The organism is Fodinicola acaciae (assembly GCF_010993745.1).
In the GTDB taxonomy this organism is placed as follows: Bacteria; Actinomycetota; Actinomycetes; order Mycobacteriales; family HKI-0501; genus Fodinicola; species Fodinicola acaciae.
This window is the reverse complement of the sequence record NZ_WOTN01000003.1, coordinates 491716-516800: the sequence shown is the minus strand read 5'-3', so window position 1 is coordinate 516800 and position 25085 is coordinate 491716. Positions and strand designations below refer to the sequence as shown.

24 protein-coding genes are annotated in these 25085 nt (G+C 68.5%); 21 read left to right on the top strand and 3 right to left on the bottom strand.

Annotated elements, in window-relative coordinates:
- The first annotated feature begins 79 nt into the window (after nucleotides 1–79).
- The 5 genes from argS to GNX95_RS28770 all read left to right on the top strand — a co-directional run bounded on the left by argS (nucleotide 80) and on the right by GNX95_RS28770 (nucleotide 6625).
- Entirely contained in the window at nucleotides 80–1735 is a 1656-nt protein-coding gene (argS, locus tag GNX95_RS28790; protein WP_163510763.1) for an arginine--tRNA ligase, read from the top strand.
- Complete coding sequence (lysA, locus tag GNX95_RS28785; protein WP_163510762.1) at nucleotides 1732–3123, top strand: diaminopimelate decarboxylase; 1392 nt, start codon at nucleotides 1732–1734, stop codon at nucleotides 3121–3123. Before argS ends, lysA begins: the two co-directional genes overlap by 4 nt.
- Nucleotides 3120–4421, top strand: a complete 1302-nt coding sequence (locus GNX95_RS28780; protein ID WP_163510761.1) for a homoserine dehydrogenase — start codon at nucleotides 3120–3122, stop codon at nucleotides 4419–4421. The genes lysA and GNX95_RS28780 overlap by 4 nt, the downstream gene beginning before the upstream one ends.
- Nucleotides 4418–5494, top strand: a complete 1077-nt coding sequence (gene thrC / locus GNX95_RS28775; protein WP_163510760.1) for a threonine synthase — start codon at nucleotides 4418–4420, stop codon at nucleotides 5492–5494. Before GNX95_RS28780 ends, thrC begins: the two co-directional genes overlap by 4 nt.
- A 945-nt stretch (nucleotides 5495–6439) precedes the next feature.
- Entirely contained in the window at nucleotides 6440–6625 is a 186-nt protein-coding gene (locus GNX95_RS28770) for a hypothetical protein (RefSeq protein ID WP_163510759.1), read from the top strand.
- Here the strand turns inward: GNX95_RS28770 and GNX95_RS28765 are convergent.
- Together GNX95_RS28765 and GNX95_RS28760 are read right to left on the bottom strand one after the other, a co-directional pair.
- Nucleotides 6622–7119, bottom strand: a complete 498-nt coding sequence (locus tag GNX95_RS28765; RefSeq protein WP_163510758.1) for a DUF402 domain-containing protein — start codon at nucleotides 7117–7119, stop codon at nucleotides 6622–6624. The genes GNX95_RS28770 and GNX95_RS28765 overlap by 4 nt on opposite strands.
- A gap of 60 nt (nucleotides 7120–7179) precedes the next feature.
- Complete coding sequence (locus tag GNX95_RS28760) at nucleotides 7180–10062, bottom strand: M36 family metallopeptidase (protein WP_222854013.1); 2883 nt, start codon at nucleotides 10060–10062, stop codon at nucleotides 7180–7182.
- 271 nt (nucleotides 10063–10333) lie between these two features.
- Here GNX95_RS28760 and thrB point away from each other — a divergent pair, with 271 nt between their 5' ends.
- The 5 genes from thrB to prfA all read left to right on the top strand — a co-directional run bounded on the left by thrB (nucleotide 10334) and on the right by prfA (nucleotide 16333).
- Complete coding sequence (gene thrB, locus GNX95_RS28755) at nucleotides 10334–11254, top strand: homoserine kinase (RefSeq protein ID WP_163510756.1); 921 nt, start codon at nucleotides 10334–10336, stop codon at nucleotides 11252–11254.
- A 525-nt stretch (nucleotides 11255–11779) separates the two neighbouring features.
- Nucleotides 11780–13699, top strand: coding sequence for a transcription termination factor Rho (rho, locus tag GNX95_RS28750; protein WP_425483929.1), 1920 nt, complete (start codon nucleotides 11780–11782; stop codon nucleotides 13697–13699).
- A gap of 317 nt (nucleotides 13700–14016) precedes the next feature.
- Entirely contained in the window at nucleotides 14017–14811 is a 795-nt protein-coding gene (locus GNX95_RS28745; protein WP_163510754.1) for a hypothetical protein, read from the top strand.
- Nucleotides 14812–14944: 133 nt separating this feature from the next.
- Nucleotides 14945–15157, top strand: a complete 213-nt coding sequence (gene rpmE / locus GNX95_RS28740) for a 50S ribosomal protein L31 (protein WP_163510753.1) — start codon at nucleotides 14945–14947, stop codon at nucleotides 15155–15157.
- 84 nt (nucleotides 15158–15241) lie between these two features.
- The gene (gene prfA / locus GNX95_RS28735) at nucleotides 15242–16333 is read left to right on the top strand and encodes a peptide chain release factor 1 (RefSeq protein WP_163510752.1); all 1092 of its coding nucleotides are present in this window, start codon (nucleotides 15242–15244) and stop codon (nucleotides 16331–16333) included.
- Here the strand turns inward: prfA and GNX95_RS28730 are convergent.
- Nucleotides 16225–17169 carry a DMT family transporter gene (locus GNX95_RS28730; RefSeq protein WP_163510751.1) on the bottom strand — a complete coding sequence of 315 codons (945 nt, stop codon included), beginning with the start codon at nucleotides 17167–17169 and terminating at the stop codon, nucleotides 16225–16227. The genes prfA and GNX95_RS28730 overlap by 109 nt on opposite strands.
- A 76-nt stretch (nucleotides 17170–17245) precedes the next feature.
- Here GNX95_RS28730 and GNX95_RS28725 point away from each other — a divergent pair, with 76 nt between their 5' ends.
- The 11 genes from GNX95_RS28725 (at nucleotide 17246) to GNX95_RS28675 (ending at nucleotide 25055) form a co-directional block, all read left to right on the top strand.
- The gene (locus GNX95_RS28725) at nucleotides 17246–17848 is read left to right on the top strand and encodes a CGNR zinc finger domain-containing protein (RefSeq protein ID WP_163510750.1); all 603 of its coding nucleotides are present in this window, start codon (nucleotides 17246–17248) and stop codon (nucleotides 17846–17848) included.
- Nucleotides 17845–18690, top strand: a complete 846-nt coding sequence (gene prmC / locus GNX95_RS28720) for a peptide chain release factor N(5)-glutamine methyltransferase (RefSeq protein ID WP_163510749.1) — start codon at nucleotides 17845–17847, stop codon at nucleotides 18688–18690. The genes GNX95_RS28725 and prmC overlap by 4 nt, the downstream gene beginning before the upstream one ends.
- A 229-nt stretch (nucleotides 18691–18919) precedes the next feature.
- Complete coding sequence (locus tag GNX95_RS28715) at nucleotides 18920–19591, top strand: L-threonylcarbamoyladenylate synthase (protein ID WP_163510748.1); 672 nt, start codon at nucleotides 18920–18922, stop codon at nucleotides 19589–19591.
- Nucleotides 19592–20164: an arsenate reductase/protein-tyrosine-phosphatase family protein gene (locus tag GNX95_RS28710; RefSeq protein WP_163510747.1), complete on the top strand. Its 573-nt coding sequence runs from the start codon at nucleotides 19592–19594 to the stop codon at nucleotides 20162–20164.
- Nucleotides 20165–20251: 87 nt separating this feature from the next.
- The gene (locus GNX95_RS28705) at nucleotides 20252–21523 is read left to right on the top strand and encodes a serine hydroxymethyltransferase (RefSeq protein ID WP_163510746.1); all 1272 of its coding nucleotides are present in this window, start codon (nucleotides 20252–20254) and stop codon (nucleotides 21521–21523) included.
- Nucleotides 21524–21879: 356 nt separating this feature from the next.
- Complete coding sequence (locus GNX95_RS28700) at nucleotides 21880–22095, top strand: AtpZ/AtpI family protein (RefSeq protein ID WP_163510745.1); 216 nt, start codon at nucleotides 21880–21882, stop codon at nucleotides 22093–22095.
- Nucleotides 22096–22109: 14 nt separating this feature from the next.
- Nucleotides 22110–22580: a hypothetical protein gene (locus GNX95_RS28695; RefSeq protein WP_163510744.1), complete on the top strand. Its 471-nt coding sequence runs from the start codon at nucleotides 22110–22112 to the stop codon at nucleotides 22578–22580.
- On the top strand, nucleotides 22577–23314 hold the full coding sequence (atpB, locus tag GNX95_RS28690; RefSeq protein ID WP_163510743.1) for a F0F1 ATP synthase subunit A: 738 nt from the start codon (nucleotides 22577–22579) through the stop codon (nucleotides 23312–23314). Before GNX95_RS28695 ends, atpB begins: the two co-directional genes overlap by 4 nt.
- A gap of 93 nt (nucleotides 23315–23407) precedes the next feature.
- The gene (gene atpE, locus GNX95_RS28685; protein WP_222854165.1) at nucleotides 23408–23662 is read left to right on the top strand and encodes an ATP synthase F0 subunit C; all 255 of its coding nucleotides are present in this window, start codon (nucleotides 23408–23410) and stop codon (nucleotides 23660–23662) included.
- Between the two features lie 23 nt (nucleotides 23663–23685).
- Nucleotides 23686–24237, top strand: coding sequence for a F0F1 ATP synthase subunit B (locus GNX95_RS28680; protein ID WP_163510741.1), 552 nt, complete (start codon nucleotides 23686–23688; stop codon nucleotides 24235–24237).
- A complete protein-coding gene (locus tag GNX95_RS28675; RefSeq protein ID WP_163510740.1) occupies nucleotides 24237–25055 on the top strand; it encodes a F0F1 ATP synthase subunit delta in 819 nt (272 codons plus the stop codon). Before GNX95_RS28680 ends, GNX95_RS28675 begins: the two co-directional genes overlap by 1 nt.
- Nucleotides 25056–25085 lie beyond the last annotated feature (30 nt).

Below are 25085 nucleotides of genomic sequence, written 5' to 3'. Positions count from 1 at the left end.
TCACAATGTCAGATCCCAGACAGTGGTGCGTCCCTAATGCGTTTCAGGTGCTCAACACCACGTCGGTAGCATCGTCACCGTGACTCCCGATGCTGTATCCGCCGCCGTACTCGACGTCGTACGGGCAACGTTCGTCGCCCACGACCTGGACACCTCCGCGCTGCCGGAGACGACGACGGTGGAGCGACCTCGCAACCGGGACCACGGCGACTACGCCACCACGATCGCGCTGCAGCTGGCCAAGAAGGTCGGCGTGCCGCCGCGCGAGCTGGCCGGCTGGATCGGGGAGCGGCTGGCGCAGCAGCCCGGCATCGCCAGTGCCGAGGTCGCCGGCCCCGGGTTCCTGAACATTCGGCTGGAGGCCGCCGCGGCCGGACAGCTGGCCCGGACCATCGTCGAGGCCGGCGCCGCGTACGGCCGGGTCGACCTGCTCAAGGGCCAGCGCGTCAACGTCGAGTTCGTGTCGGCCAACCCGACCGGGCCGGTCCATCTCGGCCATACGCGGTGGGCCGCGGTCGGTGACGTGCTCGCGCGCGTCTTCGCCGCGGCCGGCGCCGAGGTCGCTCGCGAGTTCTACATCAACGACCGCGGTGCGCAGCTCAACAACTTCGGCAGGTCGCTGGTGGCCGCCGCGCTCGGCGAGCCGACGCCGGAGAACGGATATCACGGCGAGTACGTCGCCGACATCGCGCGCGCGATCGTCGCCGACCGGCCGGAGATCGTCGACCTGCCTGAGGACGAGCGGCTGGTGGCCTTCCGCGAGGAGGGCTACCGGCGGCAGCTCGAGGAGCAGGAGGCCGTGTTGGCGAAGTTCCGCACGCACTTCGACGTGTGGTTTTCCGAGCGGTCGCTGCATTCCTCCGGTGCGATCGACGAGGCGATGGCCGCGCTGCGCAAGGCCGGCCACGTCTACGAACAGGACGGCGCGGTGTGGATGCGTACGTCCGAGTTCGGCGACGACAAGGACCGGCCGCTGGTCAAGTCCGACGGCGAATACACCTACTTCGGTTCCGACGCGGCCTACTACGTCAACAAACGCGGCCGTGGCTTCACCCGGTGTCTCTACCTGCTCGGCGCCGACCACCACGGTTACGTCAACCGGCTGCGCGCGATCGCCGCGTGTGCCGGCGACAATCCGGACGACTCGGTCGACGTCCTCATCGGCCAGCTGGTCAAGGTCATGCAGAACGGCGCCGAGATGAAGCTGTCCAAGCGCGCCGGCACGATCATCACGCTGCAGGAGGTCGTCGACCTGGTCGGTGTGGACGCGGCGCGCTATCAGCTGAGCCGGTTCTCCACCGACTCGGAGATGGTGCTCGACGTCGATCTGTTGACCAAGCGCACCAACGACAATCCGGTCTATTACGTCCAGTACGCGCACGCGCGGATTTCCTCGGTGCTGCGTAACGCCGCCGACCTGGGCATCGACCGCGGCGAGCTCGACCCTTCGTTGCTTTCGGAGGAAAAGACGAACACGCTGCTCGGTGCGCTCGCGGAGTTTCCCGGCGTCGTCGCGACCGCGGCCGAGCTGCGCGAGGTGCACCGGATAGCGCGCTATCTGGAAAGCCTGGCCGGCGTTTTCCATCGTTTCTATGACGTGCACCGGGTTCTGCCGCAAGGCGACGAGGAGGTCACCGCGACCAACCGCGCGCGGCTCTGGTTGCTGGAGGCGACGCGTACGGTGCTGGCCAACGGGCTCGGGCTGCTCGGCGTGACCGCTCCGGAGCGGATGTGAGGGCGCATCCGGCCGGGCCGGCCCACGGCGACCTGATCAACCCGGCGGCGCCCAACCTGCCGCCGGAGGACCTCAACGGCCTGCATCCATCGGTGTGGCCGGCCACCGCCGAGCGTTCCGACGGTGTGCTGTCGATCGGTGGTCTGGACGTACGCGACCTGGTGCGTGACTTCGGCAGTCCGCTCTATCTGTTGGACGAGGCCGATCTGCGGGCACGCGCTCGGGCGTTGCGAGAGGCGTTCGCCGGCGCCGAGGTCTATTACGCCGGCAAGGCTTTTCTGTCCGTCGGATTCGCGCGTTGGGTCGCGTCCGAGGGATTCGGCTTGGACGTGTGCAGTGGCGGTGAGCTGGCGATCGCGTTGCGCGCCGGCTTTCCGGTCGACAGAATTGCCATGCACGGCAACAACAAGAGCGAGCGCGAGCTGACACGAGCGGTCGAGGCCGGTGTCGGCACGATCGTGCTCGACTCGTACGCCGAGATCGTCCGGCTCGCCGATATCGCTGCCAAAGCGGACATCCGGCAGCGCGTGATGGTGCGTACGACCGTCGGCGTCGAGGCGCACACGCACGAGTTCATCGCGACCGCGCACGAGGACCAGAAATTCGGGTTCTCGTTTTCCTCGGGAGCGGCCGCAGAAGCCGTACGCCGGGTGCTCAAGCTGCCGTCGCTGGAGCTGGTCGGCCTGCACAGCCACATCGGCTCGCAGATCTTCGACACGGCCGGTTTCGAGGTGGCCGCCAAGCGCGTCGTCCAGCTGCTGGCCGACATTCGCGAGGAACACGATGTCGAGCTGGCCGAGCTGGATCTCGGTGGTGGCCTTGGTGTCGCGTACACGGCGGAGGACGATCCGGCGCAGCTGCACCGATTCGCCGCCGATCTGCGCACGATCGTCGCGTACGAATGTGGCCGGCATGGGTTGAAAATGCCGAAAATCGTGGTGGAGCCGGGGCGTGCGCTGGTCGGTCCGGCCGGGATCACCCTTTATGAGGTCGGCACGGTCAAACCCGTGCAGCTCGACGCCGGCGCGGTCCGGCATTTCGTGTCGGTCGACGGCGGCATGAGCGACAACATCCGCACGGCCTTGTACGACGCCGCCTACACCTGCGCGCTCGCCTCGCGCGGTTCCGACGCCGAGCCGATGCTGGCGCGCGTGGTCGGCAAACACTGCGAATCCGGTGACATCGTGGTGAAAGACGCCTGGTTGCCGGCCGACGTGCAGCCCGGCGACCTGTTGGCGATCGCCGGCACGGGCGCATACTGCCGCAGCATGGCCAGCAACTACAACCAGGTGCCCCGTCCGCCGGTCGTGTCGGTCGGCAGTGGGCAGGCGAAAGTGTTGCTGCGCAGGGAAACCGAGGACGACCTGCTGCGGTTGGACGCCGGATGAGGACACTCAAGCTCGCGATGCTCGGCTGCGGCACCGTCGGCGCCGAGGTCGTCCGGCTGCTGCACCAGCACGGTGACGAGCTTGCCGCGCGCGTCGGCGCGCGGCTGGAGTTTGCCGGGATCGCCGTACGCAGGCTCGGCGTCGATCGCTCGGATTTGCCAGTGCCGGGTGAGATTTTCACCGATGACGCGATGTCGCTGATCGAACGTGACGACGTCGACGTGGTGATCGAGGTGGTCGGCGGCATCGAGCCGGCGCGCGAATGGCTGGTCGCGGCGCTGAAGTCCGGCAAGAGCGTGGTGACCGCCAACAAGGCCCTGCTGGCCGAGGACGGCGCTTCCCTGCAGGCCGCGGCGGCCGAGGGAGGCGCCGATCTTTATTACGAGGCAAGCGTCGCCGGAGGCATTCCGCTGCTCGGCCCGCTGCGCGAGTCGCTGCACGGCGACCGCATCACTCGTGTGATGGGGATCGTCAACGGCACGACCAACTTCATCCTTTCGGCGATGGATTCCAACGGCACCGGTTTCGCCGAGGCGTTGGAGGAAGCCACCGCTCTCGGATATGCCGAAGCCGACCCGACCGCCGACGTGGAAGGCTATGACGCGGCCGCGAAAGCGGCGATCCTGGCCTCGCTGGCCTTCCACACGCCGGTGTCGGCGGCGGACGTTTATCGCGAAGGAATAACGGAAGTCACCGCCGCGGATGTCGCCAGTGCGCAGACGATCGGCTGCACGGTGAAGCTTTTGTGCATCGCGGAAAGGCAAGTCGGCGCGGACGGCGCGGAAAGTGTGGCCGTACGCGTGCATCCGGCGATGATCCCGCGCAGCCATCCACTCGCCGGAGTCACCGGTGCCTTCAATGCCGTCTTCATCGAGGCGGACGCGGCCGGGGAACTGATGTTCTACGGTCGTGGCGCCGGTGGTGCGCCGACCGCGAGCGCGGTGCTTGGCGATGTCGTCGCGGTGGCGCGGCACAAGCTGACCGGCGTACGCGCGGCGGGGGACACCTCCTACGCGCGGCTGCCGGTGCGGCCGATCGGTGAGGCGATCACCCGCTATCACCTGTCGCTGGAGGTCGCCGACCGTGCCGGCGTTCTGGCCGCTGTCGCCTCGGAGTTCGCCGCGACCGGCGTGTCCATCCGTACGGTCAAACAGGAGGGCCGCGGCGCCGACGCGACCTTGGTCGTCGTCACGCACGTCGCGACCGACGCGGCACTATCGTCCACAGTGGACAGACTGCGCCGGCTCGACGCCGTGCGCAACGTACTCTCCGTGATGAGAGTCGAGGGGGAGACATGACCGAGGAGCTGTCCCGCGTACGCTGGCGCGGGCTCATCGACGAATACGCCGACCGGCTGCCGGTCACCGACGCCACCCCACGCATCACGCTGCTGGAAGGCGGCACGCCGCTGCTGCCCGCGCCGGTCATCTCGGAAATGACCGGCTGCGAGGTTTTTCTCAAGGTAGAAGGCGCGAATCCGACCGGTTCCTTCAAAGACCGGGGCATGACGGTCGCCATTTCCAAGGCTGTCGAGCAAGGTGCGAAAGCGGTCATCTGCGCGTCGACCGGCAACACGTCCGCATCCGCCGCCGCATATGCGGCCCGCGCCGGCATCGTCTGCGCTGTCCTTGTGCCGCGCGGAAAAATCGCGCTCGGCAAGCTCGCGCAGGCACTCGTACACGGCGCGCGGCTGCTCCAGGTCGACGGCAACTTCGACGACTGCCTGGCGCTGGCCTCCAAGCTGGCCATCGAATATCCGGTCAGCCTGGTCAACTCGGTCAACGAGTTTCGTATCGAAGGCCAGAAAACCGCGTCCTTCGAGATCATCGACGTGCTCGGCGACGCGCCCGACGTACACTGCCTGCCGGTCGGCAACGCCGGCAACATCACCGCTTATTGGCGTGGTTACGTGGAATACGCTGACGACAAGGTGTCAACGCGCCGGCCCGTCATGCGCGGCTTCCAGGCCGCCGGGGCCGCCCCGATCGTCCTCGGCCACGTAGTCGAACATCCGACCACCATCGCCACCGCCATCCGGATCGGAAACCCCGCCTCCTGGACCAAAGCCCTCGCCGCCCGCGACGAGTCCGGCGGCGCCATAGAATCCGTCACCGACCGCCAAATCTTGGCGGCATACCGCCTTTTGGCCCGCCGCGAAGCCGTTTTCGTCGAACCAGCCAGCGCCTCAAGCGTCGCCGGCCTCCTCGCCGCCCGCGAAGCGGGCACCCTCGACGCCGGACTGCGGGTCGTTTGTACGGTCACCGGCAACGGCCTGAAGGACCCAGACTGGGCCATCGACGGCGCCCCGAAACCAATCACCATCCCCACGGATCCACACGCGGCGGCCAAAGCTCTGCAATTGGCCGATTGAACTGGCTGACTGAATTGGGCTGGCTGAATTAGCTGGCTGAAATTGGCTGGCTGAGGCAGCTGATTAGTGCGGCTGATTTAGGGCGGCCGATTCAGGTGGCTGAGTTGGAGCTGGTTGGGTTTTCATTTTTGTTGCGTTTTGGGGGTTTTCGCCTTCGCGGCGGGCGCTCCTGCGCGGAGGGCGACTTCAAGGGGAGGGGTGCGCGGGGTTTCGCTGTTGGTTGGGTTTGAGTGCCGCGGGTGCGGTTGTGTTGTGGTGTGGACCAGGAGTGTGGCTGGGGCGCCGGAGCTGTGGTGGCGTCTCGGTGGGTGGCGTGAAGGTCCAGTATGCGGGACGCGACGGCGTGTGGAGCGCTAAATGTCCGGCTTGCGAGGGTCGCGGATGGCATGAATGTCGAGTTACTTGCGTTGGACGCAAGTAACTCGGCTTTCACGCCGCCGTGATCTCCGGATGTTGTGACGGGTGTGACTATTGAGGCTGATAATGCTGTTGTGACTGCCGGTCGGCAAAAAATGTCCGTTTTGATGTCTTGTTAAACAAGTATTACGCAGCCAGCCGCCACAGCACGATCGTCTGGCGTCCATCCCGACGGGTTGCTTCCCATACGTGACCAGGAGACCCAGCCACGCGCCCCCTCCCTTGAGGTCGCCCTCCGCGCGGGAGCGCCCGCCGCGCAGGCGAAAACCAACCACGCACACACGCAACAAACGGGCGAACCCACCACCCTCCCCAACGCAACAAACATGAACACCCGCCCACTTTCCCCACGCAACAAACATAAAGACCCAACCACCCAGCTCCAACAAAGGAACCCCATTACTCCCAGACCACGCCGCAACAAGCCCCAAACGGCCACCCCACCCACACCGAGATGCGCCCCGCCGACACCCCCTTTACCGTAGAAACCGCATAAGAGCGCTAAAACCAGAAAGGAAAATTTACCCAATGGCGGGAAGCTACGACGAGTCGTACGACGACACCACCACTTACGACGGTGGCGAGACCTACGACTCGGGCTCTGACTACTCCTACGACGAGCCGAACGACACCACCACGTACGACGGCGGGCCGAGTTACGACGATGGTGGCGGTTACACCGAGCCGGAGCCGAACGACAGCACGACGTATTAGACCAGGGAAAGCCATTTCCGGTAGTCGGAGGCGAAAGGCTCGGCGCCGGAGCGAATGAGTGCGGCGAGTTCGTCGGCGGAGGTGCGAGCCGAGGAGATGACGTCGGGCGGATAGCCGTATTTGGCGGAGTGTTCCTCGAACTCGTCCTCGTCGACGATCTCGACCGTGCCGTCCCAGCGGCGGATGACGTCCAGGTCGAGGTCGATCATGGTGAATCCTTCGGTCGTCGGCGACGGTACGGTGCAAATGTCGCAGTAGACCTCGACGTGTGGTTCGGGCGGGGCGTTGAAAACGACTGTCCACCAATGCGGTTCGGCGGTGATCAGGCACAGATGTGCCTGCGGCAACACGATCGGCGGTTCGTCGCCGCGTTGCAGGATGGTGCCGGGGCCGGCGCCGAGCCAGGTGCCGTGGTGGTCGGTGCCGAGCATCCGCATGGTCTCGTGCCAGTGTCGGCTGCCGTCGAATTTGGTGTAAACGACTCGGACGTCCATTCGCACCACAATAAGAGAGCGGTGCCTCCTGCTGGAGGCACCGCTCGGTGGTACGGGACATCAGCCGCCGTAGATCGCGACCTCGGACGAGTCGAGGAACTGGCAGCCGCTCTGCGCCGGGTTGGCCGCGCAGCTGGTGCCGAACACGCCGGGCACCTGCGGGCTGACCATGGTGAACCGGACGTAGGACACGTTCTGCGAGCTGCCGTCGGCCAGCGTCACCTTGTTGAGCCGGCCGCGGTCGGCCGAGGTGAACGCGCCGGAGGCCGCCGCGGTCCAGGTCTGGCCGTCGGCGGAGGTCTCCACCTTGTAGTCCTTGGTGGCCGCCGTCGGGTCGTCGCCGCAGGTGTTGCTCGGGTCGATCGACAGCTCGCTGATGGTCACCGGTTTGGGCAGTTTGATGACGATGTTCTTCGGCGACGGCACACCGTTGGCCGCGTTCGTCTCGCTGCCCCAGCCGGTGCTCAACGACTGGTCGATGTCACCGGTCGGCCCGCAGCCGAAGCTGCTGTAGTCGGGCCCGTTGTAGCTGGTGATCTGCGCGCCGCCGGCCTGCGCGGCCCAGTCGCGCCGCATCTGCCAGTTGACCGTGAGCGTACGAGACGGCACCGACACACCCCGCTTGACCTGCAGGTCCCAGCCGCCGCGACCGGCGATCAGCGCCGGGTACGTGCCGGCGTAGACACCGCTGATCGTGTATTTGCCATTGGCGTCGGTGACGGCCTGGTAGTCGCCGGGGAAACCGGAGTTGTGGCCACCGAAGCCGACCTGTACGCCGGCCGCCGGCTTGCCGGTGTCGACGTCGGTCGCGGTGCCGGTGACCGTGCCGGTCGGCGTGCCAGCCGCCGGCGGCATCGAGAAGTCCTCGACGGTCTGGACGTCACCGGCGTCCACGACGCTGGCGAACCAGCCCATGCCGCGGTGCGCGAAGACCTGCCAGATCTTCTGGTTGAGCTTGCCGCCGTTGAGCACGGTGTCGGCCTGCAGGATCGAGTTGCGCATGTCCAGGTACGACGGCTCCATCGGGGACAGCTCCATGGCGCGCGTGATCAGCGACTCCGCCATCCGGGAGCCGATGGCCGTACGCAGGTCCCACAGCGTCTCGCCCCAGATCTCGCCGTCCGCGTGCACCTCGGCGCCGCGGCTGGAGATCAGGCCGAAGTCGCCGAAGGTGTAGCCACCGGGGCCGGCGCCGCGCGGGCTGCCGGGGCACAGCGGCGACGTGCTGCCGACCGGGCAGTCCAGCGGCTGCGTACGGATCCGGTCCTTGCCGGCGCCGACGTAGTTGCCGACCCGCACCTCGCCCGGAGCGGCGGTGTCCTTGATGAACTTGTCGTCGACCAGGAAGTCCATCGCGTACCAGTCGCTCCACGCCTCACCCATCGAGCCGGACTGCTGGCTGCCGATGTGCGACAGGCCGTTGGCGTCGACGACCAGCCGGTGCGACAGACCGTGCGTGTATTCGTGGTAGACGACGTCCGACTCGTCGCCGCCGAAGGACGGGATGAACGGGTCGGCCGGGTTGCCGGGCAGCCGGAACAGGTACATCTGCATGGTCGGCTTCTGGCCGTCCGGCGGCGTGCCGAAGTTGGCGTTGTTGATGTGCGCCGCGTCCGGCATCGAGCCACCGGCGGTGGCGGCGCCGTCGAAGACCTGCGCCTGTACGGCGTCGTCGTCCACGGCCTCGAAGTTGCCGGCCGCGCGGGTGAAGCCGATCGGCGCCGCCTCCAGGTGGTCGTGGTATTTGCCGAGGTAGTACATGACCTGCGTGGCGCCCTGGTTGACGTTGGTGCGCCACGAGTTCGGCACGTTCGGGTCCCAGGTGCACGGGTAGGACGCGGAGCAGGCCGAGCCGGGGACGTTGAACGTCTTCAGCGGATACTCGAACTTGCCGGGAGAGCTCGGCGGGATCTCCTCGTTGGGGTTGGCGACGTTGTCGTCGTTGATGTCGGCGTAGACGTGGCCGACGTTGCCGGCGAGCTTCGGCGAGTTCTTCGGCAGCCAGCCCGGCTTGAGGTTCACGTGCCGCGGCGTGCCTCCGACCGGCGCGCCGGGGTAGTTGTCGTAGACGTCGGCGCTGTCGTTGTCGGTCAGGCTCTGCCGATAGAGCACCGCGCCGGTCTGCGCGTCGACGACGTGCACGTACATGGTGCCGCCGGTGGTCGTCACGACGGTCTGCCAGGCGCGGCGCGGGCCGTTGGCGGTGTGGAAGACGACCTGGCTGACCTTGTCGCCGTTGCTGTACGAGGTGACCTTCGCGGCACCCTGCGGGGCGGCCGCGCTGGCCTTCATCGGCGCCGACCGTACGCTCGACGCGGACAGCGAGCGCGCCTTGTCGGCGCTGACCGCCGCGGCCGGCAGCGACGCGTTGTGGATGCCGGCGACCGGTGCGCCGTTGAAGTTGACGATCTGGCCGTTCTTCGTCACGTTGGCCTGCAGCCCGTTGCCGAAGACCGGTACGCCGTCGACGGTCTGGATGAAGCTGAGGTGGTGCGTGCCGGCGATGTCGACGTAGTCGCGGCGCAGCGTCAGCGCGGACAGGTCGGCGGCGGACATCCCGAACACGTCCGGATGCGCGGACACATAGCCGAGCGCCACGTCCTTGGCCGGCTTGCGGCTCGGCGCGGTGAGAAATCCGTCCAGCTTGGCGAGCGTACGCGGCGTGCTGGTCAGCGGGTCGAGGTCGATGACGCCCTGCGGCCCGAGCTGCGAGCGCAGCGACTTGATCCCGGCCGACGGCGCGGCGGACTTGGCGGCGGCACGCTTCTGCGCGGCCGGCGCGGCCGCGGCGACCTGCCGCGAGTCGTAGAAGTCGTATTTCTCCCGGCCGGTGTTGGCCTGGCTGCTGGCCGCCGACGACTCGCCGGCACCTTTGGCCGGCGCCGCGTCGACCGCCGCCGGAGCGGTGGCCGTGACCAGTGCGGCGACCGAGATCGACGCCACCAGGCCGCGTTTGAGTCCGTTGCGAGGCTTGTGGGGTAAGCCCCGAGACGGTGCTTCTGCCATTGTGACCCTTTCTGAGAGCGAATGGTGTTAGTGCACCGGTGTCGACGGGTGTGAGACCCCGCCGCAGCAGGGACATCATGGTCGATAGGTAGCCTGCTCAGTGGCGGTTTGGCGGCATTGGCCAAAGAAGTGTTCGCGGTCGGCAAAGAGCCGCTTTGGCGACGAGGTGACAAACCGCATCGACCGGAAAATTTGTTGGGGGGATCAGGTGGCTCGTGCATACGAACCGGCCCGCGTACGGGTGCGCGTGCCGGCCAGCAGCGCGAATCTGGGGCCGGGTTTCGACGCCGTCGGCCTCGCGCTCGGCCTGCACGACGAGGTCGACGTGGCGATCGTGCCGTCCGGGCTGGACATCGAGGTGACCGGCGAAGGCGCCGGCGAGCTGCCCAACGACGAAAAACATCTGCTCGTACGCGCGGCCCGGCATGCCTTCGACCGGCTCGGCGGGCAGCCGTCCGGGTTGCGGCTGCGCTGCCACAACCGGATCCCGCACGGCCGCGGCCTCGGCTCGTCCGCCGCCGCGATCGTCGCCGGCCTGGTCGGCGCCAGCGCGCTCGCCGGCACCGGTCACGCGCGCGGCGAGCTGCCCGACGACGAGCTGTTGTGCCTGGCCAACGAGCTGGAAGGCCATCCGGACAACGTGGCGGCCTGCCTGCTCGGCGCGGCCACCATCGCCTGGATGGACGGTGACCAGGCCCGGGCCGTACGCCTTGAGCCGCATGCGGACCTCGCGCCGGTCGCGTTCATCCCGACCGGGCAGTTCGCCACCGAGACGGCCCGCGGACTGCTGCCGGCCGAGGTGCCACACGCCGACGCGGCGGCGAACGCGGGTCGCGCGGCGTTGCTCGCGTACGCGCTGACCGCCGACCTGTCGGTGTTGTACGCGGCGACCGAGGACCGTCTGCACCAGTCCTATCGCGCGGTGGCGATGCCGGAGTCGATGGCGTTGGTCGACCGGCTGCGCGCGGCCGGCGTGCCTGCGGTCATCAGCGGCGCCGGCGCCACCGTACTGGCGCTGACCAGCGGAAACGGCCCGGCCGTCGAGGTGCTGGAAAGTTACGCACCGAAAGGAATATCCGTCGTACCACTTCCCGTTGACCTGAGTGGATCCGTGGCACAGCCGGTCTGATGACGGCGCTGTCAACGAGCCACTGGTGCGAACCGTTCCCGGCTGGCCGCGACATCATCCCAACGGTGGATCTCCGACCGGTGATTCAGGACACGCCGGAGGGGTGTTGTTGCCGTCGTTGACCGGGCAGTCTACGCTTTGCAGCAGTACAGCCGCCCTTTTGGCGCGTGAGCGCCACCGGGCCAGTGTCTTTGGGCCGATTTCTCGTTCCGGGGGTTCCTCTCACCGCACCAGACGTCCGCACGCGGCGTTGGTTCATCGGTGGTGGTGACTGCATCCTTGGTCGGGTTGACCGCAGGCGCGCCATCCGGTCGCATCTCGATGCGTTCCGCGGCTGTCTGTTTTCCGTGAGCACGCGGGTCTCCGGTGTCGGGACGATCTGGTCCCGGAGCCGGTCGCGGTACACCGGCGTCGAGGCCATTTCTCGTCGCCGTCGTAGGGAAGGAATCCCCATTGAGCGACACCACTGACCTCCTGGACGAGTCGGGCACGGCGGCAAAGCCGCGGCGCCGTACGGCCGGGGGGATGACCGGCATGAAGCTGCCGGAATTGCAGACCCTCGCGAGCGAGCTCGGCATCACCGGCACCGCGCGGATGCGCAAGAGCGACCTGATCACCGCGATCAAGGCCAAGCAGGGCGCGGCGGCGTCCCAGGACACGCTGCTGCCGGTCGACGACACACCGGCCGCGGAGGCGCCACGCCGGCGCGGCCGCCGGGTCGCGACCCGCGCCGCCGGTTCGGCCGCCGAGGCCGCGACCAGCGCGGAGGAGCCGGCCGCCAGCCGTACGCCGGCGCCGCGGTCGGCCCCGGCACCGCGGTCCTCGGCCGCCGAGAGCGCCGAGCTGCCAGCAGCGCAGCCGGCCGCGCAGTCGGGGGAGACCCCGGCTCCGACCCGCCGCCGTGGCCGTCCGCGCCGCGACGAGCAGGCCGCCGCAGCCGCCACCGAGCCGGCCGTCGAGACGCCGGCCGAGGAGCAGCCGCGCGCCGCCGCGCCGGCGGCCACCGAGCCGCAGCAGCGCCAGGAAGGTGGCGGCCGTAACCGCGAGCGCAACGACAACCGCGACCGCAACGACAACCGTGGTGACAACCGCGGCGACAACAACCGCGGCGACCGTGACAACCGTGGTGACCGCAACCGCAACCAGCAGAACCAGGGCCGCGGTCCGCAGGGCCAGAACAACTCCTCCGACGACGACGAGGACGGCGACGGCCGGCGGCGGCCGCGCCGGTTCCGCGACCGCAACCGCCGTGGCCGCGACCGCGGCGAGCGGTTCGAGACCAACGAGCCGGAGATCCGCGAGGACGACGTCCTGATCCCGGTCGCCGGCATCGTGGACGTGCTGGACAACTACGCGTTCGTACGCACCTCCGGCTATCTGACCGGCCCCACCGACGTGTACGTGTCGATGTCGCAGGTCCGCCGCAACGGCCTGCGCCGCGGCGACCACGTCACCGGTGCGGTCCGCCAGCCGCGCGAAGGCGAGCGCCGCGACAAGTACAACGCGCTCGTACGGCTGGACACCATCAACGGTGTGCCGCCGGAGGAGGCCCGCAACCGGCCGGAGTTCACCAAGCTCACGCCGCTCTATCCGCAGCAGCGGCTGCGGCTGGAGACCGAGCCCAACCTGCTCACCACCAGGGTCATCGACCTGGTGATGCCGATCGGCAAGGGCCAGCGCGCGCTGATCGTGTCGCCGCCCAAGGCCGGCAAGACGATGGTGCTGCAGGCGATCGCCAACGCGATCACCACCAACAACCCCGAGTGCCACCTGATGGTCGTCCTGGTCGACGAGCGTCCGGAAGAGGTCACCGACATGCAGCGCTCGGTGAAGGGTGAGGTCATCGCCTCCACCTTCGACCGGCCGCCGTCCGACCACACCACGGTCGCCGAGCTGTCCATCGAGCGCGCGAAGCGGCTGGTCGAGCTGGGGCACGACGTGGTCGTGCTCCTCGACTCGATCACCCGGCTCGGCCGTGCGTACAACCTGGCCGCGCCGGCCTCCGGCCGGATCCTGTCCGGTGGTGTCGACTCGACCGCCCTCTATCCGCCGAAGCGTTTCCTCGGCGCCGCGCGCAACATCGAAAACGGTGGGTCGCTGACCATTCTGGCGACCGCGCTGGTGGAGACCGGGTCCACAATGGACACGGTGATTTTCGAGGAGTTCAAGGGCACTGGCAACGCCGAGCTCAAGCTCGACCGGAAACTCTCGGACAAGCGGATCTTCCCGGCGGTCGACGTCGACGCGTCCAGCACGCGTAAGGAAGAAATTCTGCTCGGCCCCGAGGAGCTGGGGATCGTCATCAAACTGCGCCGCGTGCTGTCCGCGCTCGACTCGCAGCAGGCGTTGGAGCTGTTGCTCGCGCAACTGAAGAAGACGCAGACAAACGTCGAGTTCCTGATGCAGATCCAGAAGACGACGCCGGGCTCGTTCGGCTCCGACTAAGACACAGTTCCCCAACACTCTCTGAGAGGCCGCGCAAATAGGGAGCGGGCGATAGCCGAGCCCAGGCGCCGCCTGCTGGCACCAACGGGACCACCAAGTAGCGCTGCTACGACGGCCGGCCCCGCGGCACCGGCAGACGGCGCCTGGATCTCGACTCTCTCATCCGCTCCCCTATCTGTGCGACCTCTCAATGTCCTGATAGCGCAAGGCCCGGCCGGATCTCGGCCGGGCTTTTCGCGTGACCGGGCTCATAAATGCCTCGAGCGTTGTCGGTGCCCCTCCATAGGCTGTCAGTCGACGGCGTGGGGAGGGCATGGGTGACGGCGTACGGGTCAGCGGCGGCCGAGGAGATCAGACGCGCGCGCAACGCCAGGATCCGTTCGTTGGCCGTTTTCGACCCGCTGTCGGCGCGTACGGAGAAGGTGCTCCGCTGGACGACCTTCGCCGTCGCGTTGGTCACGCTGCTGATGACCGGTGTGTTGTCCGGTGTCTTCGTCGCGCTGCTGGCCGCCGGTCCGGCGCTCGTCGCGACCCTCCGCCGTACGGCCTTCGCCACGCTCGTCGCTCTCGGCGCGCTCGCTTTGGCCGTGCCGGCCGCCAATCTGCAGCCGGCCGCCGCGCGCGGCATGCCGGTGCCGGGGATGGACGGCGCGCCGGCGCGGGCCGAGGACCAGCTGCTGTTGGTGCTGGCCGCGCTGGCGATCTGCCTCGGCGTGCTCACCGTCCAGCGCCGGCAGGCCGAGATCGGGCCGATGAGCGTCGTACGCGCGTTCGCGCTGATGGCCGCCGGCGGCGGCCTCGGTGCCGTGCTGGCGCTGGCCAGCGTGACGGCCTCGGCGGCCGGTGATCCGCCGCTGCCGTGGTGGGCCCTGCCGGTGCTCGTCCTGACCTCGGCCAACCCGTTCGACCTGTCGCGCAGCTGGCGGCTCGGCGTGCCGGCCACGGTCGCCGCGGTGATCGCCGTCGTCGCGTTGGCCATCCATGCCACCGCCGGCTCCGACTGGACCTGGACGGCGGCCGCCTTCATCGTGCTGGCCGGCCTGCTCCTGTTCGGTGCCGGCACCGCCGTCTTCTCGGTGATTGGCGCGCGCCTGCCGGCCGGCATCGACTGATCCGCCGGCGGAATAGCCGGCGGGGGCCTGCGGTTACGGCGTACGTGAGGTCGCCTGTCATAATGATGGGCGGTTCAGGGTTCCGGTTCACAGCCACGGCTGACCCGGCGACCCAGTCGAGAATGAGGAGATCATGAAGGCCGACATCCACCCGAAGTACGTCGAGACGACGGTGACCTGCTCCTGTGGTGCCACGTTCACCACCCGCAGCACCGCTCGTAACGGCGAGATCCACGCCGAGGTGTGCTCCCAGTGCCACCCGTTCTACACCGGCAAGCAGAAGATCCTGGACTCCGGTGGCCGGGTCGCGAGGTTCGAGCGTCGGTTCGGCAAGCGCGCTCGCTAGCTACGTCCAGGCGCGTCCGGAGGCTGCCCGCCTCCGGGCGCGCCTTCTTTCTTGCCAACTTTTCCTTCGCATAAGGCGGAAACCATGTCCGATCCACTCGAGTCGCTGCCGGCGATCCGCGCTGAGTACGCCGAGCTGGAGCGCCAGATGTCCGACCCGGCGCTGCACACCGACGCGGCCAGGGCGCGCCAGGTCGGCCGGCGCTATGCCGAGCTGGGTCCGATCGTGGCCGCCGCCACCGAGCTGGAGTCGGCACGCGACGACCTGGCCACCGCGAAGGAGCTGGCCGCCGAGGACGCGTCGTTCGCCGCCGAGGCCGACCAGCTCGCGGCTCGCCTTCCCGAGCTCAACGCCAGGCTCACCGAGCTGCTGATGCCGCGCGACCCGGACGACGCCAAGGACGTGATCCTGGAGATCAAGGCCGGCGAAGGCGGCGAGGAGTCGGCGTTGTTCGCCGGCGACCTGCTGCGGATGTATCTGCGTTATGCCGAGCGCCGCGGCTGGAAGACCGAGGTCATGGACGCCACCGAGTCGGCGCTCGGTGGTTACAAGGACGTGGCGCTCGCGGTCAAGGCACGCGGGGTGCCGGCGCCTGGCGACGGCGTGTGGGCTCGGCTCAAGTACGAGGGCGGCGTGCACCGCGTCCAGCGCGTACCCGTCACCGAGTCGCAGGGCCGCGTACACACGTCCGCCGCCGGGGTGCTGGTGCTGCCCGAGGCCGAGGAGATCGACGTGCAGATCGACCCCAACGACCTGCGCATCGACGTATTCCGCTCGTCGGGTCCGGGTGGCCAGAGCGTCAACACCACCGACTCGGCCGTACGGATCACCCACCTGCCGACCGGCATCGTGGTCTCCTGCCAGAACGAGAAGTCGCAGCTGCAGAACAAGGAACAGGCTCTGCGCATCCTCCGGTCGCGGATGCTCGCGGCGGCGCAGGAGGAGGCCGACGCGGCGGCCAGCGCGGAACGCCGTTCGCAGGTGCGTACGGTCGACCGCTCGGAGCGCGTACGCACCTACAACTTCCCGGAAAACCGCATCTCCGACCACCGCGTCGGCTACAAGGCCTACAACCTCGACGCGGTCCTGGACGGTGAGCTCGACGGGGTCATCGACGCCCTGGTGACCCGCGACGGCCAGGACCGGCTGGCCGCGGCCGCCGGCTCGGCCGGCTGAGCTCTGTTCACCAGGAGTACGCCGATCGCCGCGACCGCCAGTCCCGCGATCGCGCCGATCGACAGCGGCTGGCCGAGCAGCGGCACGGCGGCGACGGCCGTCAGCGGCGGCGCGAGGTAGATCACGCCGGTCGCCTTCGCGCCACCGCGGCGCCGCATGAGTACGAACAGCAGCGTGATCGCGCCGATCGAATTCACCAGCGCCAGCCACAAAACCGCGCCAATGCTCGTCGGATTGACCGGCAGGAGAAGTGGTTCGCCGAAAATGGCGGTGACCGCCGTCATGGCGATGGCTGAGACGCCGAGCTGGACCGCGCCGGTGACGCGAAGGTCGGTGTCCGGCGTGAACTTTCGTTGATAGACCGTGCCTGCGGCGAATCCGGCCGCGCCGAGCAACGTGAACGCGACACCGGCGAGGTTCAGGCCGCCGTGCAGCCGGTCGAGGCAGGCCAGCACGACACCGGCGATGCCGAGCGCCGAGCCGATCCACTGCACCGGCCGCATCCACTCACCGAGCACCGGACCGGCCGCCGCGGCGACCAGCAGTGGCGCACATCCCAGCAACAGAGCCGAAAGTCCGGCCGGCACGCCGAGCGACAGGCCGACGTACGTGCCGCTGAACTGCACCGCCTGCAGCAGCAAGCCGCCGACGATCAGATGTCCCCAGACCTTCGCGTTTCGCGGCCACCTGGCTCGCGCGGCCAACGCAAGCACGACGAGGACGGCGGCGGCGAGCGCGAAACGATAGCTGGTCAGCGTCAGCGGCGGCGCCGCGCGCACGCCGGCGGAGCCCACCAGAAAGGCGCTCGACCACAGCAGCAGAAACAGCAGACGCATCCCATCTCCTTTGTAACGACTCAGGTCGTTACGCTGCCGGATAGCCCGTAACGAGTCAAGCCGTTACGGTTGAGGTGTGAGCAAGCAGCCATGGTTTGACACCGGCCGCCAGTGGCTCGACCTGTTGGCGAGCGTGTCGCGGGCGTACGGTCCGGCGCCGGTCGAGCGCGTCGGCGACCTCGACGACCTCGTCGAATGGCTGTGCGTCGAAAACCTGATCCCGGTCGCCGCGCCGACGGCCGACGACCTCGCCGCCTTCCGTACGCTCCGTGAGGCCCTGCGCTCCATCCTCACCACCAGGAAGCCGCCGCCGGCCGCCATCGCCACCGTCAACGCCACCCTTGACGGACGACGCAATCGGTTTCCGATTGCGTCGTCCGACGGCGCTTCACCTGGGGAAACATTCCGCGAGGTGACAATCGGACTCGAGCCCGCACCAGGTGGGGGAGTGCGCCGCGTGCGACCGGCCGACACGTCCGTCGTGCTGGCGATCCTGGCGGCGCAGGCCGTCGACGATCTGACCGGACCGGCCAGTGCGGCGCTGCGGCAGTGCGCCGGGGAAGATTGCCGCATGTACTTTCACGACCCGACCGGCAAGCGCCGCTGGTGCGCCGACGCCGTCTGCGGCAGCCGCGCACGCGTACGAGCGCTGCGTGCGCGGCGAGCGGCGTCGAAGTGACCGGCGTACGTGCCGAGATCGCCGCGGCGACGCGGCAGCTGGCCCAAGCCGGCGTGGATTCGCCGCGCGTCGACGCCGAGCTGCTTGCCGCGCACGTGCTGCGCACGACCCGGAGCGGGCTGTTGCTCGCCGGCGATTTCGACGATGAGCAGCTGAAGCGGTTCCAGGACCTGGTCGCGGACCGGTCGGCCCGCATTCCGCTGCAACACCTCACCGGCGTCGCGGCCTTCCGGCATCTGGATCTCGCGGTCGGCCCCGGAGTTTTCGTGCCACGACCGGAAACCGAGATGCTCGCGCAGTGGGCCATCGATCTGGTGTCCACAATGGACAGTCCGCTGGTGGTGGACCTGTGCGCCGGCTCTGGCGCGATCGGGTTGGCCATCGCCGGCGAGTGTCCGGCCGCGACCGTGCTGGCGGTGGAGCGGTCGGAGATGGCCGCGGCCTGGGCTCGGCGCAACATCGACGCGTACGGCCGCGTCACGCTGACCGTCGGCGACGCCACGGACCCGGCCATGTTGTCCAATGTGGACGGTCAGGTCGACGTGGTGGTGTGCAATCCGCCGTACGTGCCGGACGACTTCGCGCCGCCGCCGGAGGTCGCCGACCACGACCCGGCGATGGCGCTGTGGGGAGGCGGCGCCGACGGCCTCGACACCGTACGCAAACTCGTGCCGAGGATGCGCGCGCTGCTCCGGCCGGGCGGCTGGGTCGGCATCGAACACGCCGACGTTCAGGGAAAATCCGTGCCTGCCGTGCTCGCCGCGGCCGGCGGCTGGTCGGCGATCGCCGACAACCCCGACCTGACCGGCCGGCCGCGCTTCACTACCGCTCGACGTGTCTAAATAGGCATGAAGGCCGATTTACTAGCGTTAGATGCAAGAAAAATGGCTTTCGCTCCCACTCGACCGCCATTCACTGTGACTGTTGAGGCCGTCAATGCTGGTGTGACTCATGTGGGTTGCTTGCTCGTTTCCCCGACCGCGACGCGCGTCCTACTCCAGCCCTTGGAAGAGACCATCTAGCCAGGAAACCGGCGACCGGACCCGCCTGGCCGGATGCGAAAATGGCGGCGTGAGCGTCACGTACGACACCAACGAGGAAGCCACCCGCCAGCTGGGGATCGAGGCGGCCGCCGACGCGGCCGGCCGCGGTGACCTGGTGGTTTTGCCGACCGACACCGTCTACGGCATCGGCGCGGACGCCTTCAACCGCGACGCGGTGTCCCGGCTGCTGTCCGCGAAAGGCCGTGGCCGGGTGATGCCGCCGCCGGTGCTGGTGCCGTCGTGGCGCACGCTCGACGGCCTGGTGCTGACCATGCCGGCGGTGGCGCGCGACCTGGTCGAGGCATTCTGGCCGGGCGGGCTGACCATCATCGTCGAGCACATCTCCACGCTGGACTGGGACCTCGGCGACACCTACGGCACGGTGGCCGTACGCATGCCGTTGCATCCGGTGGCGCTGGAGCTGCTGCAGAAGGTCGGACCGATGGCGGTGTCCAGCGCCAACACCAGCGGTTCGCCGGCCGCGCTGACCGCCGCCGACGCCGAGGCGATGCTCGGCGACTCCGTCGACGTCTATCTGGAGGCCGGCCGGTCCGAGCTGGCGGTCGCGTCGACGATCGTGGACGTCACCGCCTGCTCCAGCGGCGGTCCGCCGCTGTTGCGCCGGCCTGGCGCGGTCAGTCTGGAGCAGCTCCGCGAGGTGGCCCCTGACCTGGTCGCCGAGGAACAGGCGAAGGCATAGATGCCGCCGTTCACCGTCCTGCACGTCTGCATGGGAAACATCTGCCGCTCACCGATGGCCGAGCGGCTGCTCGCCGCGCGGATGGGCGACGCCGTCTATTCACACAGCGCCGGCGTCGGTCCGTGGCACGCCGGTGAGCCGATGGAGCGCAACGCCGCTCGCGAGCTGCGCCACCGCGACGCCGACCCGAGCGGCTTTCGCGCTCGCCACCTGCGCACCGAGCACGTCGAGTCCAGCGACCTCGTGCTGACCGCGACCGTGGAGCAGTCGCAGTACGTCGGCCACCTGGTCGCCGGAGCCGCCGCGCGCACGTTCGTGCTGGGGGAGTTCGGCCGGCTGCTGCCGCGCGTCGACCTCGCGGCTCTGCCTCCTTACCAGGACGATCCGGCGGTCCTCGAGAAGCGCGGCGTCGCGCTCGTCGCCGCCGTCGACGCCGCGCGCGCCGGCGCAGAGCCGCGGTTCGAGGACGAGATCGCCGACCCGTACGCGCGACCGCAGTCCTTCTTCAGCACCGTGGCCGACTCCATCGAGGACCCCATCCGAGCCCTCGTACGCGCTCTCACGTCGCACTGAAAATCACGGCGGGCCGACTCGCGCGACGCGGCTTAGACTCACCAGACACTGAACCGTCCCGAGCCGCACCGAGCCGGAGCCGTCACCATGGCCGACGACACACCTTTCTGGGGTCCGGACTTCGACCAGCTGCGCGCCACCGACCCGGAGATCGCCGCCGTCGTCCTCGGCGAGCTCGACCGGCTGCGCGGCGGCCTCCAGCTGATCGCGAGCGAAAACCTCACCTCGCCGGCGGTGCTCGCGGCGCTCGGGTCGACGTTGTCCAACAAGTACGCGGAAGGCTATCCGGGCCGGCGCTATTACGGCGGCTGCGCCGAGGTCGACAAGGCCGAGCGGATCGGCATCGCGCGCGCCAAGGCGTTGTTCGACGCCGAGCACGCCAACCTGCAGCCGCACTCCGGCGCCTCGGCCAACCTGGCGGCGTACGCGGCGCTGCTCAAGCCCGGCGACACGCTGTTGGCGATGGCGTTGCCACATGGCGGCCACCTCACCCACGGCAGCAAGGTCAACTTCTCCGGCAAGTGGTTCGACACCGTCGGCTACTCGGTACGCGAGGACACCGAGCTGATTGACTACGACGAGGTACGCGAGCTGGCGCACGAACACCAGCCGAAGCTGATCATCTGCGGCGCGACAGCGTATCCGCGGCTGATCGACTTCGCCGCCTTCCGGCAGATCGCCGACGAGGTCGGTGCCTACCTGATGGTCGACGCCGCGCACTTCATCGGCCTGGTCGCCGGGAAGGCCATCCCGTCGCCGGTGCCTTACGCCGACGTCGTCACGATGACCACCCACAAGGTCCTGCGCGGTCCGCGCGGCGGCATGATCCTGTGTACGGAGGAGCTGGCGCCGCGCATCGACAAGGCGGTTTTCCCGTTCAGCCAGGGCGGTCCGCTGATGCACGCGGTCGCCGCGAAGGCGGTCGCGCTGGCCGAGGCGGCCCGGCCGGAGTTCGGCGCGTACGCGCGTCAGGTCGTCGCCAACGCGCAGGCGCTCGTGGACGGGCTGGCCGCCGAGGGGATGCGGCCGGTCTCCGGTGGCACCGACACCCACCTGTGCCTCATCGACCTGCGCGAGGTCGGGGTGACCGGCGCCCAGGCGGAGGCGCGGTGCGACGCCGCCGGCATCACGCTGAACAAGAACGCGATCCCGTACGACCCGCAGAAACCGATGATCGCGTCCGGCATCCGCGTCGGTACGCCGTCGGTCACCACGCAGGGGATGACCGAGTCGGAGATGAAGTCGGTGGCGTCGCTGATCGGTCAGGCCGTACGCGACGAGGGCGGCGCCGCCGCGCCGCACATCCGCGCGCAGGTGCACGATCTCGTCAGCCGCCATCCGGCGTATCCGGTGACGTAACGTAACAGGATGAGCGTTCGCTAAAAGCGAAACCCGGCCCGGCTTGCGGGGCAATCGGGGTTGATGTGTAGTTTGTCCTGCGTCGATGACCGGAAAGTATCCGCGCAAGAGCCCCGCACGCAGGGGTTTTGACCATCCCGTGAACGGCTCTCGGAGGACTTTGTGATAGCGTTCTCAAAGTCCCCGGAAGGGTGGGATGACATCGTACGGCCAGGCGGATCGCCGCAGGTCAGCCGATGTTTCGACGGACTGAGGTGTGATCTGCGTCCCGTACCAGAAACGGCGCCGCGGACAGCACGAGGGAGCGACGACATGGAAGAGCCGCCATTCCCCCGGTGAGCTGAGATCGAGGTGCAGTGAGTGGAGCGAGCCCTGACGGGCCGGGCCTCTGGCAGTTGGTTACGCTGGGGTCAACTCTGCTCGGGTTCGTCGTGGGCGGCCTGGTCATCGGGCTGCTGATCGACAACTGGACGCACGCAGGCCCGGTGTTCCTGATGATCGGGCTTGGCGTCGGGATCGTGGGCGGTCTGCTCACGGCAGGACTTCAGATTCGCCGTTTCTTGAAAGGCTAGTACGGGCAGCGACGATGAACGCCACTGACAACGACAAAGCCATCCCCCCGCAAACCCAGGACGACGACACCGCAGAGGCGCTGGCCACCGCCGTGCCGGCCATTCCCCGGCACGCCGCCCGCAACCTGCGTATCGGCGCCATCATCGCGATGCCGGTCGGCGGCATCGCCATGGTCGCGCTCTCCGTGCTCGGCCACCCGATCGCCGGCCTGCTCGGCCTGGTCGGGTTGGCGCTCGGCGCATTCAACACGCACCTGACCCAGCGCGCGGTTGTTCAGTACGCCAAAGACGGGGTACTGGTCGCGAAGAAGAAGTTCATCACCAGCGCGCTGACCCGGCTCGCCCTGATCACCGTGCTCGGCATCGGTCCGGTGCTGCTGATCCGGCCGGACGGGCTGGGGGTCATCGGCGGCCTGGCCGTGTTCCAGGTCATCATGCTCATCGTCGCGTCCATGCCACTGATCAAGGAGTTCCGTAGGGCATGATCGTCACCCCTCTTGCTGCCGAGGGCGGCAACCAGATCGAGATCGGTCACCACATCCAGGCGACCATCGGTGGCTGGGTGTTCAACCTGGACACCATCTGGTCGACCGCGATCGCCGGCGCCATCGTGGTGATCTTCGGCCTGGTGATCGCCCGGCGTACGACCAGTGGCGTGCCGTCCAAGGCGCAGCTGCTGTGGGAGACCGTGGTCGGCGTCGTCGAGGACCAGGTCGAGGAGAACGTCGGCCTCAAGGTCGCGCCCTTCGTGGTGCCGCTGGCGCTGGCGCTGGGCAGCTTCATCCTGATCTGTAACTGGCTGGAGCTGATCCCCACCAACCACCTGCTGCCGGCACCGACCGCCGACGTCAACCTGACGTACGCGCTCGGCATCTTCACCATCGTGCTGATGCACATCATCGTGATCCGGCGCAAGGGTCCGGGCCGCTGGTTCGTCGACAACGCCAAGGGCCACGCCTCGTTCCTGGCGCCGATCAACCTGCTGGAGGAGATCCTCAAGCCGTTCACGCTCGCGCTGCGACTTTTCGGCAACATCTTCGCCGGCGGCATCATGCTCAGCATCATCGGCCTGATGCCGTGGTGGATCTTCTGGGCCCCGAACATCGCCTGGAAGCTCTTCGACATGTTCATCGGGGTGCTGCAGGCGGTGATCTTCACCCTGCTGACCATCCTCTACTTCGGATTCCAGTTCGAACACGAACGCGAGGAAAGCCACTGACGCAACGCCTCGCGACAACCTGATTCAGGCACCGAAGCAACCGTTTTTCGTAAGCAGTACGAGCAAATCCGAGAGGAACCCAAAATGGCAACGATGCAGAACGCGATCGCCGTGGCTGGCGCTCTGGTCGGTGGCGGTGTGGCTCTGGCCGGTGGCGCGATCGGCGCCGCCGTCGGTGACGGCCTCGCCGGCAGCGCGACGATCTCCGGCATCGCCCGTCAGCCGGAGGCCCGCGGCCAGCTGTTCCCCGTCCTGTTCCTGACGATCGGTCTGGTTGAGGCCATGTACTTCATCAACCTGGCCTTCATGATCGTCTTCGTCTACGTCGTCGCCGCTGGCGTTCAGTAGTCATCGCGATCGGAGGCATTCCCATGGCCGCTCCCACCACCGCGATCCTCGCGGCGGAGACGTCCAACCCGATCCTGCCCAACGGTACGTTCTTCGTCGAGCTGATCGCGTTCGTCATCATCCTGGTCATCCTGTGGAAATGGGTCGTACCACCGCTGTCCAAGGCGATGAACGACCGGCAGGAGATGATCCGCAAGCAGGTCGAGCAGGCCAAGCAGACCGAGGAGCAGCTGCAGGCCGCGCAAGCCAAGTACGACGAGGCGATCGAGGAAGCCCGTATCGAGGCGTCGAAGATCCGCGACGACGCGCGCGCTCAGGGCGCGCAGATCCTCGAGGAGCTCAAGGCCAAGGCGCAGGCCGAGTCCGACCGGGTCATCGAGCGGGGCCGCGAGCAGCTGGCCGCCGAGCGTGACTCGCTGGTACGCGAGCTGCGTGGCGACATCGGCAAGCTGTCGGTGGAGCTGGCCAGCCGGATCGTCGGCGAGTCGCTGGCCGACGAGGCCCGCAAGCGCGGCACCATCGACCGCTTCCTGACCGAGATCGAGTCCACCGAGACCCAGACGGCGGGCCGCTGATGCGGGCCGCCAGCCGGGGTGCGCTCGCGCAGAGCCGGGAGCTGTTGGAGCGGCTGCTGGCCGACGCCGACGACGCGACCGTCAACATCTTCGCCGACCAGCTCGGCGCGGTGGCCGACCTGCTGACCAGCCAGATCTCGCTGCGCCGCGCGCTGGCCGACTCGTCCAAGCCGGACGAGGCGAGGACCGGGCTGGTGGACGACCTGTTCGGCAGCCGGCTGACGGCTGCGGTGGTCGAGCTGATGCGCGGCCTGGCCACGTCCAAGTGGTCGACCCCGCACGACCTGATCGACGCCGCCGAGGTCGCCTCGGTGGAGGCGACGCTGATCTCCGCCGAGCGGGCCGGCCGGCTCGCCGACGTGGAGGACGAGCTGTTCCGGTTCGCCCGGATCGCCGAGGCCAACTCGCGGCTCACCGTCGAGCTGGAAGACGTGACCCGTCCGGTCGCCAAGCGGATCGAGCTGGCCGAGAGCCTGCTCGGGGGCAAGGTCGCCGAGCAGACCGCGGCGCTGGTGGCTCGCGCGGTGGCCGGCTTCGGTGGCCGCCCGTTCACCACCGGCATCGAGCGGCTGGTCGAGCTCGCCGCCGAGCGGCGCGACCGGTCCGTCGCGCGCGTACGCGTGGCGACGGCGATGTCCGAGGAGCAGGAGTCGAGGCTGGCCGAGGCGCTGCGCCGGATCTACGGTCGGGAGATATCGGTACGCGTCGAGGTCGACGCGTCGATCCTCGGCGGCGCTGTCGTACGCGTCGGCGACGATCTCTACGACGGCAGCATCCTGCGGCGCATCCTCGAAGCCCGCGGTCAGCTCGCGCGATAGAGCACCTGAAGACGTGGCGACAAACAAAGA